Genomic DNA, 16,188 nt, shown 5'->3' with positions numbered 1-16,188 from the left:
GCGCGTCAGGCGTCCGGCATCAGGCGTCGGGGGCCTCGGGTGCCGTGGCCTGTCTGAGGTGACGGGCGATCAGGTGATAGGTGGCGCGGGCCTTTACGTCGTCCTTGGCGTCGTAGCCGTGGTCGGCTCCGGCGACGTCGTGGAGTGCGACGAGGGCTCCCGCGGCGTCGAGCCGCTCGGCGTACCGTGTCGCCTCGTTCCTGAGCAGGTCGTCGTGGGCCGTGATCACCAGGGCCGGGGCGATGCCGTTCAGGTCGGCGGTGTCCGCGGCGCCCGCGGGCGAGACGAGCCGGTGGGCGCGCTCGCGGGGATCCGGCACATAGGAGGAGTCGAAGATCTCGCCCATCCAGGGGCGCAGCATCGGCTTGGCGACGGCGGCCTTCTTGTCTCTGGCGGGGGTCGTGAGATCCAGCGGGGGATAGTGCAGCACCTGGAGCGCGAGCGACGGACCGCCCTGCTCCAGGGCCTGCCGGGCCACGGCCGCGGCGAGCGCGCCGCCCGCGCTCTGCCCGCCCACGGTGAGCCGCCCGCCGTCCCAGCCCTGCTCGGCGCCGTGCTCGGCGACCCACCGCACGACGTCGTACGCCTGCGTGGTCGGCGCAGGGAACGGGTGCTGCGGGGCGACGACGTACTTGACGTTGACCACGACCACCCCCGCCTCCACGGCGAGCAGCCGGCACAGCGCGTCGTCCATCTCCGGCATCGAGATGACGAAGCCGCCGCCATGGAAGTTGATGTGCACGGGAGGGCACGTCGCCGTCCCGGTCGGCGGTGCGTACACCGTGACCGGGGCCGGGGCGACGGACGTCGGGATCGTCAACTCCCGTACGTCACGCGGATATTCGGGCAAGCGCGCCTGCCAGGCGGCCGTGGAGCCGGGGCCGCCGGAGCGTCGGCTCGCCAGCCGGTTGAGGCCCTGCATCGTCGTGGCGGCGCGGGCGGCCACCGCGGGTCTGGCCATGATGGACATGCGGGTTCCGTTCGTCGTGCCGTACCGTCGATCGCCAGGATTCCTGTCGATGGAAACAGGGTGAAGCTAGCACGGCGGCACCCGCGTGCACACCCACCCTCTCAGTCCCGTCTGGCGACGATCCGGTACGCGTTGGACACACCCAGCCGGTGCGACACCGGCCGCACCGCGAACCGGTCGAGCAGGGTGCCCGCGATCAGTGCCGGGATCCCGGCGAGGAGCAGGGCCGCGCGCAGCGTGCGGCGCAGAGCGCCCGGCCGCTCGGGCAGCCAGGGCGCGTCGTCGCGGGGCGCCGCGTGGTCCAGCGCCAGCCAGACGGCCGCCAGCAGATCGACCGGGTCGTGCGGCTCGGCGTGCTGCTCCGCCACCACCGTGAAACCCAGCCTCGCGAGCCGTTCCCGCAGGTTGGCCACCGGCACGAAGTGCAGGTGCTGCGGCTGGAGCCAGGGCAGCCACCAGCGGCCGAGGAGGCGGGCGTAGCGGCTCTCGGGGTCCGGCACCTCGATCAGCAGATGGCCGCCGGGGCGGACCGTCTCGCGTGCGGCGCGCAGCTCACGGTCGGGGTCGGTGCTGTGCTCCAGGTAGTGGAACATGCTCACCACGTCGTAGCCGGCGGCCAGCCCGGGCGCGAGGTCGGGGAAACTGCCCCGGTAGCCGTGCTCCACCCGGCCCTCCCGCTGGGCGAGTTCGACGCCGTCGGTGAAGTCGAGCCCGTCGAACGTGGTCCCGGGCAACACCTCCCGGGCGACCGCGCAGAAGTGACCGTGTCCGGTGCCGACGTCCAGCCAGGTCTTCGGGTCGGGGTCGTGCGGCAGCATCGACTCGGCCCGCCCGCGGTACATCTTCGTCCGGCTGCCGAAGGTGTCGCCGAGCTTCTTCTCGCCGAGCCCGTCGTAGAAGTCCCGGTAGTAGAACTCCAGGCCCTCCGCGCTGAGTCGGGGGTTCTGGAAGGTGTGCCCGCAGGCCGCGCAGCGGTCCAGGAGGAAGCGGCCCGGCTTGTGCTGGAGCAGGTCGGTGGTGCGCAGCCGGGTGGTCAGCTCGTCCGAACCGCACCAGGGACAGACGGCGCTGCGGGGTTCGAAGAAGCGGTCCAGGCCGGCCGCGATGTCCGCCTGGTAGCCGGGGCGCAGCGCCGCGATGCGCTCGGCGGCCGCGGTGGGCTCGGCGGCCGTGGTGGGTTCGGTGTCTTGGCTCTTCTCGCTCATCTGAACTCCCTGGCCAGTCCGTCGAGATGGGCCGCGGCGGCGGAGGCGCCGCCCGCGGCGCGGAACGCCGTACGGATCCGCTCGGCCGCCGCGGAGTGGGCGGGGTCGTCCAGGACGGCGTCCAGCGCCGCGCCCAGCTTCTGCGCGGTGACCCGGCCGAACCGCACCCGCACCCCGGCCCCCGCGTCCACGACCTGCCCGGCAACCACCGGCTGGTCGTCGCGGATGGGAGCCACGACGAGCGGGACCCCGTGCCACAGCGCCTCGCACACGCTGTTGTGCCCCGCGTGGCAGACCACGGCACCGACTCCCCGCTCCAGCAGGGCGAGTTGGGGCACGGACGGCACGATCAGCACGTCCTTGTCATCGCCGTCGCCCTCGCCGCCGTCGCCGTGCGGCTCCAGCATGCCGCCGGGATCGACGATCACCCCCTGCATCCGGTCGGCCCGCTCCCGCAGCGCGCTGCGGCACGTGTCGAGGAACCGGCCGCCCACGTCGGTGTTCGCGGTGCCGAGTGTGACCAGCACGGTGACCCGGCCGGGGTCGAGCCACGCCCAGGGGAAGCCGGCGGCGGACGGGCGGGCCGTGATCGACGGACCGACCCAGCGGACCCCGGAGTGCGAGGTGCCCGCCAACTCCGGTGTGCTGAAGGCGAGGACGAGCTGTGGGGAGAAGCGGGGGTCGACGGTGCCCGCCGGGTCCCCGACGGCAACCCGGAGTTCGGCCAGCTGCTCCGCCAGCCACTGACTGACCTTGGGCAGCCCGGCGAGGGGGTCGGTGAACTCGGCCGACGTGGTCGCCGAGGTCGCCCAGGGCAGACCCAGCCGCTCCGCGACCAGCGCGCCGGCGAAGGCCTGCTGGTCGGCGACGACCACGTCCGGCCGGAACGCCTCGACGGCCGCCCGCACCCCCGGCGCCATGGTCCGGGCCAGCGGGAGCAGGTACCACTCCCACAGGAACTTCAGAGCCTCCGGACCGCGCAGGCCGGCCGGCCGCTCACCCTGCGGGGTCCCGGCACAGGCGAAGACCGCCCCGGCCCCGGGACCCGCGAGCCGGCCCACCAGCTCCGGATCGGGGCAGGCCCACGCCACCACGTGCCCGCGCGCGGTGAGTTCGGCGGCGACGCCGACGGTCGGATTGATGTGCCCGGTCAACGGCGGGACGACGAACAGGAATCGGCTCACCCGGCCGCCTCCGCCGCCACCCGCCCGGCCTCCTCGACCAGGTGCAGGATGTGCCCGCCGACCGTCCCCGAGGCCTCCACGAGAACCGAGTGCTCGTGCCCCGGGATCACCACGGTCCGGCAGTCCGGCAGCACCGCCTGGAACCAGGGCGCGAGTGCGGCGAGGTCGGAGTCTCCGCCGTACAGGCCCAGCACCGGGCAGCGCACCGCCGCGATCTGATCTTCCGTCAGTACCCGGCTGGCCGGGATGTCCCGGCCGAGGCTGGTCTCGCGGGCGAGCCGGGCCGCGCCCTTCGCCAGGCGGGCGGTGTTGTGGCTACGGTTCGCGGTGATCCAGGCGATCGCGTCCGGCTCGTTGTGCGCGAGCTGCGTCACGACCCGGTCCAGGATCCCGCCGAGTTTCACCGCCCAGGCGGCGGTGGCCGGTTCGGACTCGATGAGGCTGACGCTCGCCGCCCGCTCCGGATGCCGGGCCGCGTAGCCGAACGCGATCGTGCCGCCGTAGGAGTTGCCGACGAGATGCACCGGCCCGGTCACCGCCAGCCGGTCGAGCAGCGCCTCCAGGTCGTCGACGCTGTCGTCCAACGTGTAACCGGCGGCGGGGCGTTCGCTGCGTCCGTGGCCGCGCAGGTCGTACATGACGACGTCGAGGCCGGCGGCTGCGAACGCGGGCGCGACGGTGAAGTAGTAGCTGGCCAGGCTGTCGGTGAGCAGACCGTGCACCAGCACCACCGTGGCGGTGGCCGGCCGGCCCTCCCGGGGGCCGATCCGCTGTACGTGCAACCGGACGGTGCCGGTGTCGACCATCGCCATGGCTCAGCTCGCCCCCGCGCCCTTCAGGCTCGTCACGACGTACTCGACGAGCCGGCCGACGGTCAGCTCGATGATCTCGTCGAACTCCATGCCGGCCAGGAACTCGGCGAAGTTGACCCGGTCGCCGTACCGCTCCTGGAGCAGACCGGCCAGGGTGACCAGGTCGATGCTCTCCAGCTCCAGGTCGCGGTTGAAGGTCGTCCGCATGCCGATCTCGACGTCGTCGAGGCCGTACTCGTTTTCCAGGAGCCGCGCGAGCATGCCGGTGAGGTCGGCGAGGACGGCCTCCTCGTCGGCGGTGACGGAGGTGTGGGGGGTGGGGGAAGTCATCGGGCGTCGTACTCCTTCGGGGTCGGGTGTCCCGTCGTCCAAGCGACCGCGTACGAACGGTCGGGCAGCCGGGGCGGGTTGGCGGCCGGGGCGCAGTGCACGGTGTAGGCGGGTGCCAGGCGGCCCGCGACGGTCAGCCGGTCGCCGGCCGGGGTCGTGTCGAGGACCGTGAAGTCCCGTGGCCTGCCGCCGAATCCGGTTCCCTCCGCCTTGGCGACGGCCTCCTTCGCCGCCCAGAAACGGGCGAACCACAGCGCCTCGGATTCGCCGCCCTGCTCCAACAGGGTGCGCAGGAGGCGCAGTTCGTCCGGTCCGAGGGCGGCGGCGACGGTCTGCGGGGTGCGGTCGGTGACCTCTTCGATGTCGATCCCGCATCCGGGGCCCGGCGTGTGCGGCCGGACGATCGCGACGCCCGCCTCCGCGCAGTGGGCCAGCGACACGTCCAGCGCGGGCAGGACACGGCCGTGCACGCCGGTGACGTACGGGCGGCCCGCCTCGTCGTTGTGCACCCGCAGCTCTGCCGGGAAGACCGGGCCCTCGCCCTGGTCCCACAGCCACCGCCGGACCGCGTCCTTGACCGCGATCCGGCCCAGCAGCCACTGCCGGCGCCCGCGCGGCGCGTGCTCCGCGTACTGCGCGCGCTCCACGCCGCCGAGGGAGTTGCGCATGATCAGCTCGCGGGAGGCCAGGTCCGGCCACCGCTCGTGCAGCAGTTGCCAGCCGCCCGGCCGGGTCTCGGACAGGGTGTGGAGCTCCGGGAACCGCTCGACCGGCCTGGTCGTGGGGTCGTTGTCGAAGCGGCGGTCCTGCCAGCCGTGCAGCTCCGCCCACACCGTGCCGCCGACCGTCAGCTGGACGTCGGCCTCCAGGAACGTGTCGGTGAGGTTCGTGATCCGCACCAGGCAGCCCACCTCGGTCCCCGGCGTCGGATGCGGCCCGTGGAACCGCATCTCCCGCATCCCGACCGGGAACACGACCGTCCGCTCCGTGCGGGTCGCCATGATCCAGTAGCCGAGGATCTGGCCGACGTTGTCCAGCAGCGCGCCGGGCGCGGGCGGGGTGGTGATGACTCCCCGGACGTGGCGGTCGCCGATCGCGGTGAGCTCGGTGACGCCCTGGAACGCCGGGCCGTGGAACATCCAGCGCTCGGCGTACAGCTGGGCGGCGGTGTGCTCCGGGGTGCGCTCGGCGCCGGGATCGGTGGGCCACGGGGCGGGGGCCGGGGCGGGATACCCCACGGCGAGTTCCACGGTGGCGCGGGCCCGGGGACCGAAGGAGACGGCCAGGCGGTCCGGGTTCTCGGGGCCCTGTGGGGTCACGGTCACCGGTACGTCGACGGCGGGGGTGGCGGTGAGCCACTCCTCGAACCGCGCGCCGTGCACGGCGATCGGCACCCTGCCGGGGGACGACTCCCGGGTCGCGTCCAGCGCCGCGTCCACGATGTGCTGCACGATCGTCGTCGCCGGGACGACCGGCCACCGGTCGGCGATGTCGGGCCAGCCGGGCCGCTGGGGGAAGAAGCAGTGGTCCAGGAGGTAGGGCATGGTGTCGGGGGAGACACGGACGGTGCTGTGCGTCGGGCCGATCGGGCGTGGCTGTACGGGAGTTGAGGCCCTGGTGGTTATGAGGGCGGCGGCCGTGTCCGCCGTCTCGCGGAGCAGGGCGCTCAACTCGGCGGCCATCGGGGAGCGTTCGACGAGAGCGTCCAGCGGCGAGGGTCCGCCGACGTCCGCCGTGCGGGCCGGGGCGGCGGCGCGCAGCTCGGCTCGCAGTGCGGTGAGGTCGTGAGGTGCGAGGGACACCAGCGATCCGCCCAAGTCCAGGCGCACCGACGGTCGTTGAGCCGTGGTGAGACCGACGGGTGTCAGGGCGGGCGCCACCGTCGCGCCCGCCGTCCACAGCGCGGTGGCCACCCGGCGGAGCTGGGCGAGGCCCGTGCGGTGGGGTGAGTTGGCGGCGACGACGAGGTGGTCGTGGTCGCCCAGGGTGTCGCCGACGAGGGAGCCGAGCTGACCGGGCCCGACCTGGACGTACACCCGGTGGCCGGCCGCGAACAGGGCCTCGGCCAGCTGCCGGAAGCGGACGGGTTCCAGCAGGTGCCGGAGGAACAGGGACCGTATCCCCGCCTCGTCCGCGGGGAACGGCGCCGCCGTCGTCCCCGACCAGACCGGGGTGTGCGGCCGACGCAGCCGGAACCGGTCGGCGGCCTCCTTGATCGGGCCGAGATGGGGCTGAAGCATCGGCGTGTGGAAGCCCGACCGGAACGGCAGCACCTGGCTGAGGACGCCCCGGGCGCGGAAGGCCCGCACGAAGTCCTCCACCGCCGCCTCCGGGCCGCACACCATCGACTGGCCGGGAGCGTTGTCGTGCGAGAGCACCAGGCCCGACTCCGCCCGGCTCTCGTCGCGCAGAGCGGCCAGGACCTGTTCGGCGGACGCGCCGATCGCGCCGAAGGCGAGGCCCGGGACCGTAACCGAGTCCGGGTCGAAGCCCGCCATGAACGCGTCGACCTCCTCCCCGGCGTACAGCCCGGCCGCCGCCATCGCCGTCCACTCGCCCACGCTGTGCCCGGCGACCGCGTCCGGCACGATGCCGCTGCGGCGCAGCGCGGTGTCGAGGAGCCGACCGACGGCGACGACACCGAAGCCGTGCCTGCCCACGTCGCCGGGCCGGTCCCCGTCGAGCGAGAGGGTGGGCAGGCCGAAGTGGGCTGCCACGTCGTCGACTTGGGGCGTGAAGTCGCCCTCCAGGCCGGGGAACAGGAACGCCAGCCCGCCGTGGCCGGCGCCCAGCAGGGGGCTCGGCCGGAACCAGACGTCGCTGCGGCCGTGCCAGGACCGTTGTCGCGCGATCGTGCGGCGGGCCAGGGCGAGGCGCTTGGCGGTCGGGTCGACGATGCCGAGCCGGGCCGGGCCCGCGTCCGGGTGCGAATGGCCGGGGTCGAGCCCGGCGGCCCGTACGGCGCTGTCGTCGACGTCCAGGAGCGCGGCGAGGCGGGTGGGGGAGTCCGCGGCGAGCAGCAGGACGCGCTCGGGTTCGGTGACGTCCACGACCGGACGGACCGGACGGACCGGACGGACCGGACGGGACGGGCCGGTCGCGAGGGTCCCGCGGGCGCCAGGGGCCTCCTCCAGCACCACGTGCGCGTTGATCCCGCCGAACCCGAACGCGTTGACGGCGGCCCGGCGCACGGGCTGTCCGGCGGCGGTCTCCCAGTCGGCGGCCTTCTCCAGGGTGCGGAACCGGGTGCGGGCCAGGGCGGGGTGCGGATCGTCGCAGTGCAGCGTCGGGAGCAGGGTGCGGTGATGGACGGCGAGCGCGGCCTTCACCAGTCCGGCGACTCCCGCGGCGGGCATGGTGTGCCCGATCATCGACTTGACCGACCCCAGGACCGCGTCACCGTCGCCGGGCCCGAACACCTCGGTCAGCGTGGTGAGTTCGGCGCCGTCGCCCGCCGGAGTCGCGGTGCCGTGCGCCTCCAGCAGCCCGATCGAGCCGGGCGCGGCCGGGTCGAGCCCGGCGGCCCGCCAGGCCTGCCGCACGGCCTGCGCCTGACCACCGGGATCGGGGTTGACCAGCCCGGCCGCCCGCCCGTCGCTGGCCACTCCGGTGCCCCGGATCACCGCGTAGATCCGGTCGCCGTCGCGCTCGGCGTCCGTCAGCCGCTTGAGGACGACGACACCCGTCCCCTCGCCGATCAGGATTCCGTCGGCGTCCCGGTGGAAGGGACGGATGCGCTGGCTGGGGGAGAGGGCGCGGAGCTGGGAGAAAACGCTCCACAGCGTGATGTCGTGACAGTGGTGGACGCCCCCGGCGAGCATCAGGTCGCAGCGCCCCGACGCGAGGGCGCCCACCGCCTGGTCCACGGCGACCAGCGACGAGGCGCAGGCCGCGTCCACGGTGTACGCCGGTCCGCGCAGATCCAGCCGGTTGGCGACCCGGGAGGCGGCGAGGTTGGGCACCAGGCCGATCGCGGACTCGGGACTGTCCGGCCCGAGCCGCTCCGTGAACGCCGTCTGCACCCGGCGGAGTTGATCCGCCGTCAGGTCGGGCAGCAACTCGCCCAGCGTACGGACGAGTTGGCCCGCCGTGCGCACCCGCTGGTCCAGCCGGACCAGGCCGGGGGTGAGGTAGCCGCCCCGGCCGAGAACGACGCCGACGCGCCCTCGGTCGGGGAGGCGGTCCGTGCCGCCCGCGTCGTCCAGGGCGGCCGAGGCCACATGCAGGGCGATGAGCTGGTCGGGCTCGGTGCCGGCCACCGAGTTCGGCATGATCCCGAACCGGGTGACCTCCACCTCCGCCAGCCCGTCCACGAACCCGCCGCGGCGCGCGTACACCCGGTCCGCGACGGCCGGGTCGGACGCGCTGCCGGGACGGTAGAACGCCGCGTCCCAGCGCCCGTCCGGGACCTCGCCGATCGCGTCCACGCCGTCCCGCAGGTTCCGCCAGTACGCGTCCAGGTCGGCGGCGCCCGGCAACAGCACCGCCATCCCAACGATGGCGACCGGAACTTGATGAACCATCAATTCATGGGTCCCGTAGGCCGGTTGGGGTGATGTCTGGGGTGATGTCACCGTGGCCGTCACCAGCCGGAGGCGGTGTAGACGACGGCGGTGGCAGACTCCTCGCCCCAGGCGAGCTCCCGCAGCAGCGCCGCGGTCCCCTCCTCGGGGTCGATCAGCCGGACGCCCCGCCGGGCGTACTCGCGCGCCAGCTCCACCCCGACCATGCCCGCGTGACCGGCCGAGGGCGCCCACGGACCCCAGTGCACGGTCACCGCACGGTGCCCCGTGCGGGCGGCGAAGGCCGCGCCGAGGGTCTCCAGCGCGTCGTTGGCGGCGGCGTAGTCCACCTGGCCGCGGTTGCCCAGGACCGCGGAGATCGAGCCGAACAGCACGGTGAAAGCGGGCGCCGTGGGCAGCTCCTCCAGCGCGGTGAGCAGGGCGTCCGCGCCGGTCGCCTTCGTGCCGTAGACCCGCTGGAAGGACTCGGCGCTCTTCTCGGCGACGAGCCGGTCCTCGATCACACCGGCCGCGTGGACCACGCCGTCGAGCCGGCCGTGTTCGGCGTGGATCTCCTTCACCGCCTGGAGCACCGCCTCGGGCTCCCGGAAGTCGACGGAGCGGTATCGCACCCGGCTGCCCAGCGCGGTGAGTTCGCTCAGTGTCGCGGTGATCTCCCGCTGCGCCAGCAGGAGTTCGGCGGCGCGGTTGATCTCGGCCGGCTTCAGACCGCCGCGGGCGGCGAGCGCCGCGCGCAGTTCGGCCGGGGTGCGCGCGGCGGCGGTGTCCGCGTCCTCGGGGCCGTCCGGCGCGGGGGTCCGGCCGAGCAGCTCCAGGCGGCAGCGGGCGGCGCCGGCGAGCGCGGCGGCGAACTGCGCGGTGATGCCGCGCGCGCCGCCTGCCAGCAGCACCACCGAGTCCCGGGCCAGCCCGAGCGCGGCGGCCTCGGCGGCTCCGTCCCCGGCCGGGCCGGCGCCCGTGCTGCCGAGCGCGCCGAGCGGCGCCTCCGCGAGCTCGAAGCCGTGCCGGCCGCCCGCCGTCCGCAGCACGACCGGGGGGCGGTCCGCTGCGACGGCCTCCGCGACCACCGCGTCCGCGACGGCGGCCGGCGAGGCGTCGGCGAGGTCGACGAGCCGGGCGAGGGTCTGCGGATACTCGCGCGCCACGGTACGGAACAGCCCGCGCAGCCCCGCGGTCCGCGCGTCGGGCATCTCGTCGCCGTTGCCGCGGACGGCCAGCAGCCACCGTGGACCGCGCGCCAGCGCCGCCTTCAGCACCGGGAACGCGTCGGGCAGGACGGGCGTGTCCTCGGCGGCCGGAAGGGCACCGAGGTACAGCACGCCGTCCAGCGGCCCGTCAGCCTCCCCCAGAACATGATCACGGGCGCGTACGACGACGTCGGCGCCGTGCGACAACAGCCGGGCGGCGACCTCGGGGGCGTCCCCGAGGAGGGTCCAGCGGGTGCCGGAGAGGGCGGTCGGCGAAGCGGCGGCGACGTCGTCGAGCAGGACCGGCCGCAGCACGTGCCGCCTGGGCGGCTCGCCGGTCACCTCCTCCGCCCGTGCCGGTGCGGGTGCCTGTGCGGGCACGGGTGCGGGTGCCTGTGCGGGTGCCGGTCCGCTCAGCCGGGCCGTCAGCCAGTCGGTCACCGCGGCGGCGGTGCGGGCCTTCGTCAGCTCCTCCAGCTCGTCGTCGTCCATCGACGCCGGATCCGCGCCGGCGTCGGAGCCGGCGCCCAGTCGCTTGGCCAGCTCGCCGGCGATCTCGGCCCGTTTGATGGAGTCGATGCTGAGGTCCGCCTCCAGGTCGAGATCGGGCTCGATCATGTCGATGGGATAGCCGGTGCGTTCGCTGATGATCTCCAGGACGAGCCGCTGCACGTCCGTGCTTCCGACGGGCTCGGCGGCAGCCGACGCGGGACTCGGGGCGGGGGTGGGTACGTGTGCGGCCGTCTCGGGCTGTGCCGCGGGGAGTTGCGGCACTGCCTCGATGACCTGCGGGGTCACCACCACGGGTGCCGCGATCTGCGCGCCCGGGGTGGATCCGAAGTAGGTGAGCAGCACGTCCCGTTGGGCGGCGATCATCTCCCGGCTGGTGCGCAGGAACTCGGAGATCAGCGCGTCCCGGTCGGAGGGGACGCCGTGCGGGGGGTTCGTCGTCACAGTCGTCACGGTCCTTTCGACGGGGTCCACGACTCGGCGGGCCGGTGCGAGCGCACCGGGGAGGAGGGCGCCGGCGGCGGTGCGGACCAGCTGTCCGTCCACCGTCCAGCCGGGCCGCTTCGGCACGGGGCTGCGGACGGCGTCCACCGCGTCCCGGCCGCGCAGCAGCCATCCGCTGCGCACCGGCAGCCCCGCGACGGCGAGCCGGGCCAGGGCGTCGAGCCAACCGTGGAGTCCGCCGCCGGGGCGCGGCTCGCAGGCGATCGTGCGGTGCGGGCGATCGCCGAGGATCTGCCCGACCAGCCGGGTCAGCACCGACCCGGGGCCGGCCTCGACGAAGATGCGCGCCCCTGCCTCGTACATCGCCTCGACCTGCTCGACGAAGGCGACCGGCGCGGCGATCTGGGCGGCGAGTTCGGCCCGTACCGCGTCCGCGTCGGCGGGGTAGGGGGTGGCCGTGCGGTTGGACCACACCGGGAACTCGGGCGCGTGCACCGGCCGGGCCGCGAGCGCTGAGGCGAACCGGTCGGCGGCGCCCGCGACCAGCGGGCTGTGGAAGGCGCAGGCGACCGGGATGCGCTTGGCTCCCAGACCGGCCGCGCGCAGGAGCTGCACGGTTTCGGCGACGGCGTGGGACGGTCCCGAAATCACCGTCTGCGTAGGTGAGTTGCGGTTGGCGACGACCACGGAGTCCGGCGCGGCCCCCCTCTTCAGCACCTGCGCCACCTCCTCGGCCCCGGCCGCGACCGCAGCCATGGCCCCGCCATCCCCGCCCCCGGACCCGTCCGGCTCGTCGGCGGGTTTGACCCCGGCTGCTTCGAGGATGGCCGTTGCCCGCTCCGCGCTCAGGTCCAGAAGGGTCTCCGGGGTCAGTGCGCCGGCCGCGCACAGGGCGACCAGTTCGCCGTAGCTGTGCCCGGCGGCCATGTCCGGCCGTACCCCGGCCGCGGTGAGCACGGCGTGCGCGGCGAGGCCCGCCATGCCCAGGGCGGGCTGGGCCACGCGGGTGTCGGTCAGCGCGGCCTGCTGCCGGTCGCCTGCCGCGTCGTCGAAGGCGGCCGGCGGGTACAGGGCGTCGGCGTGGGCGCGGCCGAGCTCCAGGTAGGGGCGCAGTTCCGGGAAGGCGACGAACAGCTCGCCGAGCATGCCGGTGCGCTGGCTGCCCTGGCCGGGGAAGAGGAAGGCGACCTTGCCGTCGCAGGGATCGTCGGGCCCCGCCCGGTGGATCCCCCGCACGCGAGCGGGCCCGGCGGGCTCGCCGGAGTCGGCGGGGTCGGCGAGCGCCTGTCGCAGTTTCGCGGTCAGGTCGTCCACGTCCGTCGCCACCAGTGCGACCCGTGCCGGGTCCGCGCTCGGGTCCGAGCGTCGCGCGGCGCCGAGTGCCAGGTCCCGCAGGCGCCACGGCCCGCCCTGCGCCTGCGCGGCCTTGAGGAGCTCTTCCATCGCTCGGCGGGCCGTGGCCTCGTCCCGCCCGCGGAACACGAACAGTTCGGCGGGCCAGGCGTCCAGTCCGCGCACCGGCGGCACCCCGTCGGCGTAAGCGCTCAGCACCACATGGAAGTTGGTGCCGCCGAAGCCGAACGCGCTCACCCCGGCGAGCCGTTCCTGCGGGGGCGCGGCCCAGGGCCGGGCCTCCTTGTGGAAGGCGAAGGGGCTGCTGTCCGCGTCCCAGGCCGGGTTGGGGGTCTCGACGTGCAGCGTGGGCGGCCTGACGCCCGTGTGCAGGGCCAGCAGGCTCTTGATCAGTCCGGCGAGTCCGGCGGCGCACTTGGTGTGCCCGATCTGCGACTTCACCGAGCCGATCACACAGCCCCCCGGCTGCGCCCCCGCCTCGCCGAACACCTCGCTGAGGATGCGGAGTTCGGTGCGGTCGCCGACCACGGTCCCGGTGCCGTGCGCCTCGACGAGCCCGACGTCGGCCGGGGAGACGCCCGCGTTGCGGTAGGCCCGCTCCAGGGCCGAGCGCTGGCCCTCGGGCCTGGGGGCGGTGAGGCCGAGCGAGCGGCCGTCGCTGGAGGAGCCGAGGCCCTTGATGACGCCGTAGATCCGGTCGCCGTCGCGTTCGGCGTCCGCGAGGCGCTTGAGGACGACGCAGGCGACGCCCTCGCCGAGCGCGATGCCGTCCGCCGAGCCGTCGAAGGCACGGGAGCGGCCGGTCGGGGACAGGGCGTGCACGGAGGAGAAGAGGGCGTAGTCGTTGATGCCGTTGTGCAGGTCGGCGCCACCGCACAGCACCACGTCGGACGTGCCCCCGACCAGCTCCTTGCAGGCGACGTCCACCGCGGCCAGCGAGGAGGCGCAGGCGGCGTCGACGGTGTAGTTGGCGCCGCCGAGGTCGAGCCGGTTGGCGATCCGCCCGGAGATGACGTTGGCGAGCATGCCGGGGAAGGAGTCCTCGGTGAGCCGCGGGAGCTGGTCGTCCAGGGCGGCCGGGACGTGGCCGTAGTACGAGGGCAGCACGGCGCGCAGCGTGGCCGCGTTCGACAGGTCGCTGCCCGCCTCCGCGCCGAAGATCACGGACGTGCGGGAGCGGTCGAACTCCCTTCCCCCGTCGCCGTATCCGGCGTCATCCAGAGCCCGCCGGGCCGCCTCCAGGGACAGCAGCTGCACCGGCTCGACGCTGCCGAGGGAGGCGGGGGGGATGCCGTAGCGCAGCGGGTCGAAGGGGATGCGGGGCAGGAAGCCGCCCCACTTGGACGGCGTCGACTCGCCGTGGTGCACGGCCGGATCCCAGCGGTCGGCCGGGACCTCGCCGACCGCGTCCACGCCCCCGACGACGTTCCCCCAGAAGGTCGGCAGGTCGGGCGCCTGCGGGAACATGCAGGCCATGCCGACGACGGCGATGTCCAGCGGGGCCGGGGCCGCCGGCTCCCGCACCTCCCTCTCCAGGCCCAACTCGGCAGCCCGCAGGGCGAGATGCTCGACCGCACCTGCCGTCACGGACGTGTGCAGCGCCGCGAGCGTCGTGGTCGCCGAACGCAGCACGGCCACCTCCCCGGCCATGAACATCCCCTCGGCGAGCTGACGTTGCTCGTCGACGGGGGCGAGCAAGCCGTCGGTGTCCCGGGTGACGCCTTTGCTGGCGAGGCGCAGCCGGCCGACGTTGAGCCGCTCCAACTCCTCCCAGATCCGCCGGTCCGGCACGCCCTCGGCACGCAACCGCGCCTCCTGGTCGCGGTAACCGGCGGCGAACGGACTCGGCACACACCGGGTGGCGTGACCCGGCGCCGACTCCAGGAGCGTGGTGCGCTCGGCGTCCATGACCTGCCGCTGGAACAGCGGACGGATCGCGCCGTGCGCCACCGCCTCCTCGGTGAACAGATAGGCGGTTCCCATCAGCAGGCCGACGGCCGCGCCGCGCGCGGTCAGCGGCGCGGCGAGCGCGGCGACCATCGCAGCCGACCGCTCGTCGTGCACTCCGCCAGCGAAGAACACCTCGACGTCCGTCACGTCGACGCCGTCCAAGTAGTCCGCCAGGACTGCCAGTTGAGCTTCCCAGAGGGGGAAGCTGGCGCGCGGTCCGACGTGTCCGCCGCACTCCGATCCCTCGAACACGAACCGGCGCGCCCCGGCTTCCAGGAACTGTCGCAGCAGCCCCGGCGACGGCACGTGCAGGAACGTCCGGATGCCGTCCCGCTCCAGCGCCTGCGCCTGGGAGGGCCGTCCGCCCGCGATGATCGCGTGCGTCGGCCGCAGTTCCCGTACGGCCTCCAGTTGGGCGGTGCGCACGTCCTCCGGTGCGAAGCCGAGCACGCCCACGCCCCAGGGCCGGCCGGCCACCGCGTCCCGGGTCTCGGCCAGCATCTCCCGCGTCCGCGCGCCGTCCGCCAGCGCCAGCGCGAGGAACGGCAGTGCCCCGTCCGCCGCCACCGCCGCGGCGAACGCGGCCCCGTCGCTCACCCGCGTCATCGGCCCCTGTGCTACGGGGAGCCGGGTCCCGAGCGCCCGGCTCATCGGCGACTCGGCCCCCAGCGCCCGCGCCGCCGCGTCGTCGCCCACGGCGTCCAGGACCGCGTCCCGCAGCCCGCGCACCGTCCGCCGTACGTCGCCCCAGCGCTCGGCGAACCGGGCGGCGAGGAAACCGTCCTGACCCACCGGGAGCAGCTGGGTGCGCGGGTCCTGCGCGCCGAGCAGTGCCGCCACCGCCTGCGGGCCGGCGCCCTCCGCGAGACGCGGGGCGTCCGGGCCGCGCCGCAGCAGAACGCGATGACCTGCCAGGACGACGGTCTCCGAGCCGTCCAGGGTGCGCAGCGCCGCGGCGGCCGGCTCGGGCAACGCCGACTCGGCGAGCAGCGCGAGCTGGCTGTCCAGGACGACACCGGCCGCCCCGCCCGCCACCGCGGCGGCGGCCGTACGCGGGCCGATGCCTCCGCACGCCCACACCGGCAGGGTCACCTCGGGCGCGGCGAGCAGTTGCTGGAGCAGCACGAAGGTGCTCAACTCGCCGATCCTGCCGCCGCATTCGGCGCCGCGAGCGATCAGGCCGTGCGCCCCGGCGCGCACGGCGTGCCGGGCGTCGGCCAGGTCGGTGACCTCCACCAGCACGCGGTGGCGCGCCGCGAGGCCGGCGATCAACCACGGGACGGCGGAGTCCGCGCCGGCCGGCGACTCCACGGCGTCCGCGGTCAGTACGACGGTGTGCGGGCCGTCGGGGCCCAGGTCGGCGGGGGTGAGCCGACAGGATGCGCCGACCCGGACGCCGAAGCCGCCCGGCGACGCTCTGCGCAGGCGGGCGAGGGCCTCGCGGGTTCTTCGGTCGCCGGAGCCCAGGTCGAGCACACCGAGACCGCCGGCCCGGCCGACCGCCAGGGCGAGCCCGGCATCGGGTTCACCGAAAGGAGTGATGCCGATGATCATGTCCTCGGAGCGCACAGCGGACGTCATGATTCTCCGAATCAAGGGTGAGACTGCACGGTGGGGGTTCGGGACAGCAAAGGCGGCTCACCGGATTCCGGCGGGGAGAGGACCACCGCGGAACGCCGTTCTACAGCGCGTGCTCGAAACGCGTTGAAAGGTAGTGCGC

Annotated in this window: 7 protein-coding genes; all 7 read right to left on the bottom strand. The window is 74.7% G+C overall.

Annotated features, from left to right (window positions below; translation table 11 throughout):
- Positions 1 to 19 precede the first annotated feature (19 nt).
- Positions 20 to 961: an alpha/beta hydrolase fold domain-containing protein gene (locus B5557_RS06155; protein WP_331716825.1), complete on the bottom strand. Its 942-nt coding sequence runs from the start codon at positions 959 to 961 to the stop codon at positions 20 to 22.
- 110 nt (positions 962 to 1,071) lie between these two features.
- Positions 1,072 to 2,175 (bottom strand): class I SAM-dependent methyltransferase, encoded by a 1,104-nt coding sequence (locus B5557_RS06150; protein WP_173877644.1) that lies wholly within the window; start codon positions 2,173 to 2,175, stop codon positions 1,072 to 1,074.
- The gene (locus B5557_RS06145) at positions 2,172 to 3,359 is read right to left on the bottom strand and encodes a glycosyltransferase (protein ID WP_079658162.1); all 1,188 of its coding nucleotides are present in this window, start codon (positions 3,357 to 3,359) and stop codon (positions 2,172 to 2,174) included. The genes B5557_RS06150 and B5557_RS06145 overlap by 4 nt, the downstream gene beginning before the upstream one ends.
- Positions 3,356 to 4,171, bottom strand: a complete 816-nt coding sequence (locus tag B5557_RS06140) for an alpha/beta fold hydrolase (RefSeq protein WP_079658161.1) — start codon at positions 4,169 to 4,171, stop codon at positions 3,356 to 3,358. The genes B5557_RS06145 and B5557_RS06140 overlap by 4 nt, the downstream gene beginning before the upstream one ends.
- A 3-nt stretch (positions 4,172 to 4,174) precedes the next feature.
- Positions 4,175 to 4,501, bottom strand: coding sequence for an acyl carrier protein (locus B5557_RS06135; RefSeq protein ID WP_079658160.1), 327 nt, complete (start codon positions 4,499 to 4,501; stop codon positions 4,175 to 4,177).
- Entirely contained in the window at positions 4,498 to 8,991 is a 4,494-nt protein-coding gene (locus tag B5557_RS06130) for a beta-ketoacyl synthase N-terminal-like domain-containing protein (protein WP_231976274.1), read from the bottom strand. The genes B5557_RS06135 and B5557_RS06130 overlap by 4 nt, the downstream gene beginning before the upstream one ends.
- 92 nt (positions 8,992 to 9,083) lie before the next feature.
- Positions 9,084 to 16,049, bottom strand: a complete 6,966-nt coding sequence (locus B5557_RS06125) for a type I polyketide synthase (RefSeq protein WP_079658158.1) — start codon at positions 16,047 to 16,049, stop codon at positions 9,084 to 9,086.
- Positions 16,050 to 16,188 lie beyond the last annotated feature (139 nt).

The organism is Streptomyces sp. 3214.6, assembly GCF_900129855.1.
Taxonomy (GTDB): Bacteria; Actinomycetota; Actinomycetes; order Streptomycetales; family Streptomycetaceae; genus Streptomyces; species Streptomyces soliscabiei.
This window is presented reverse-complemented; position numbering and strand designations above follow the sequence as displayed.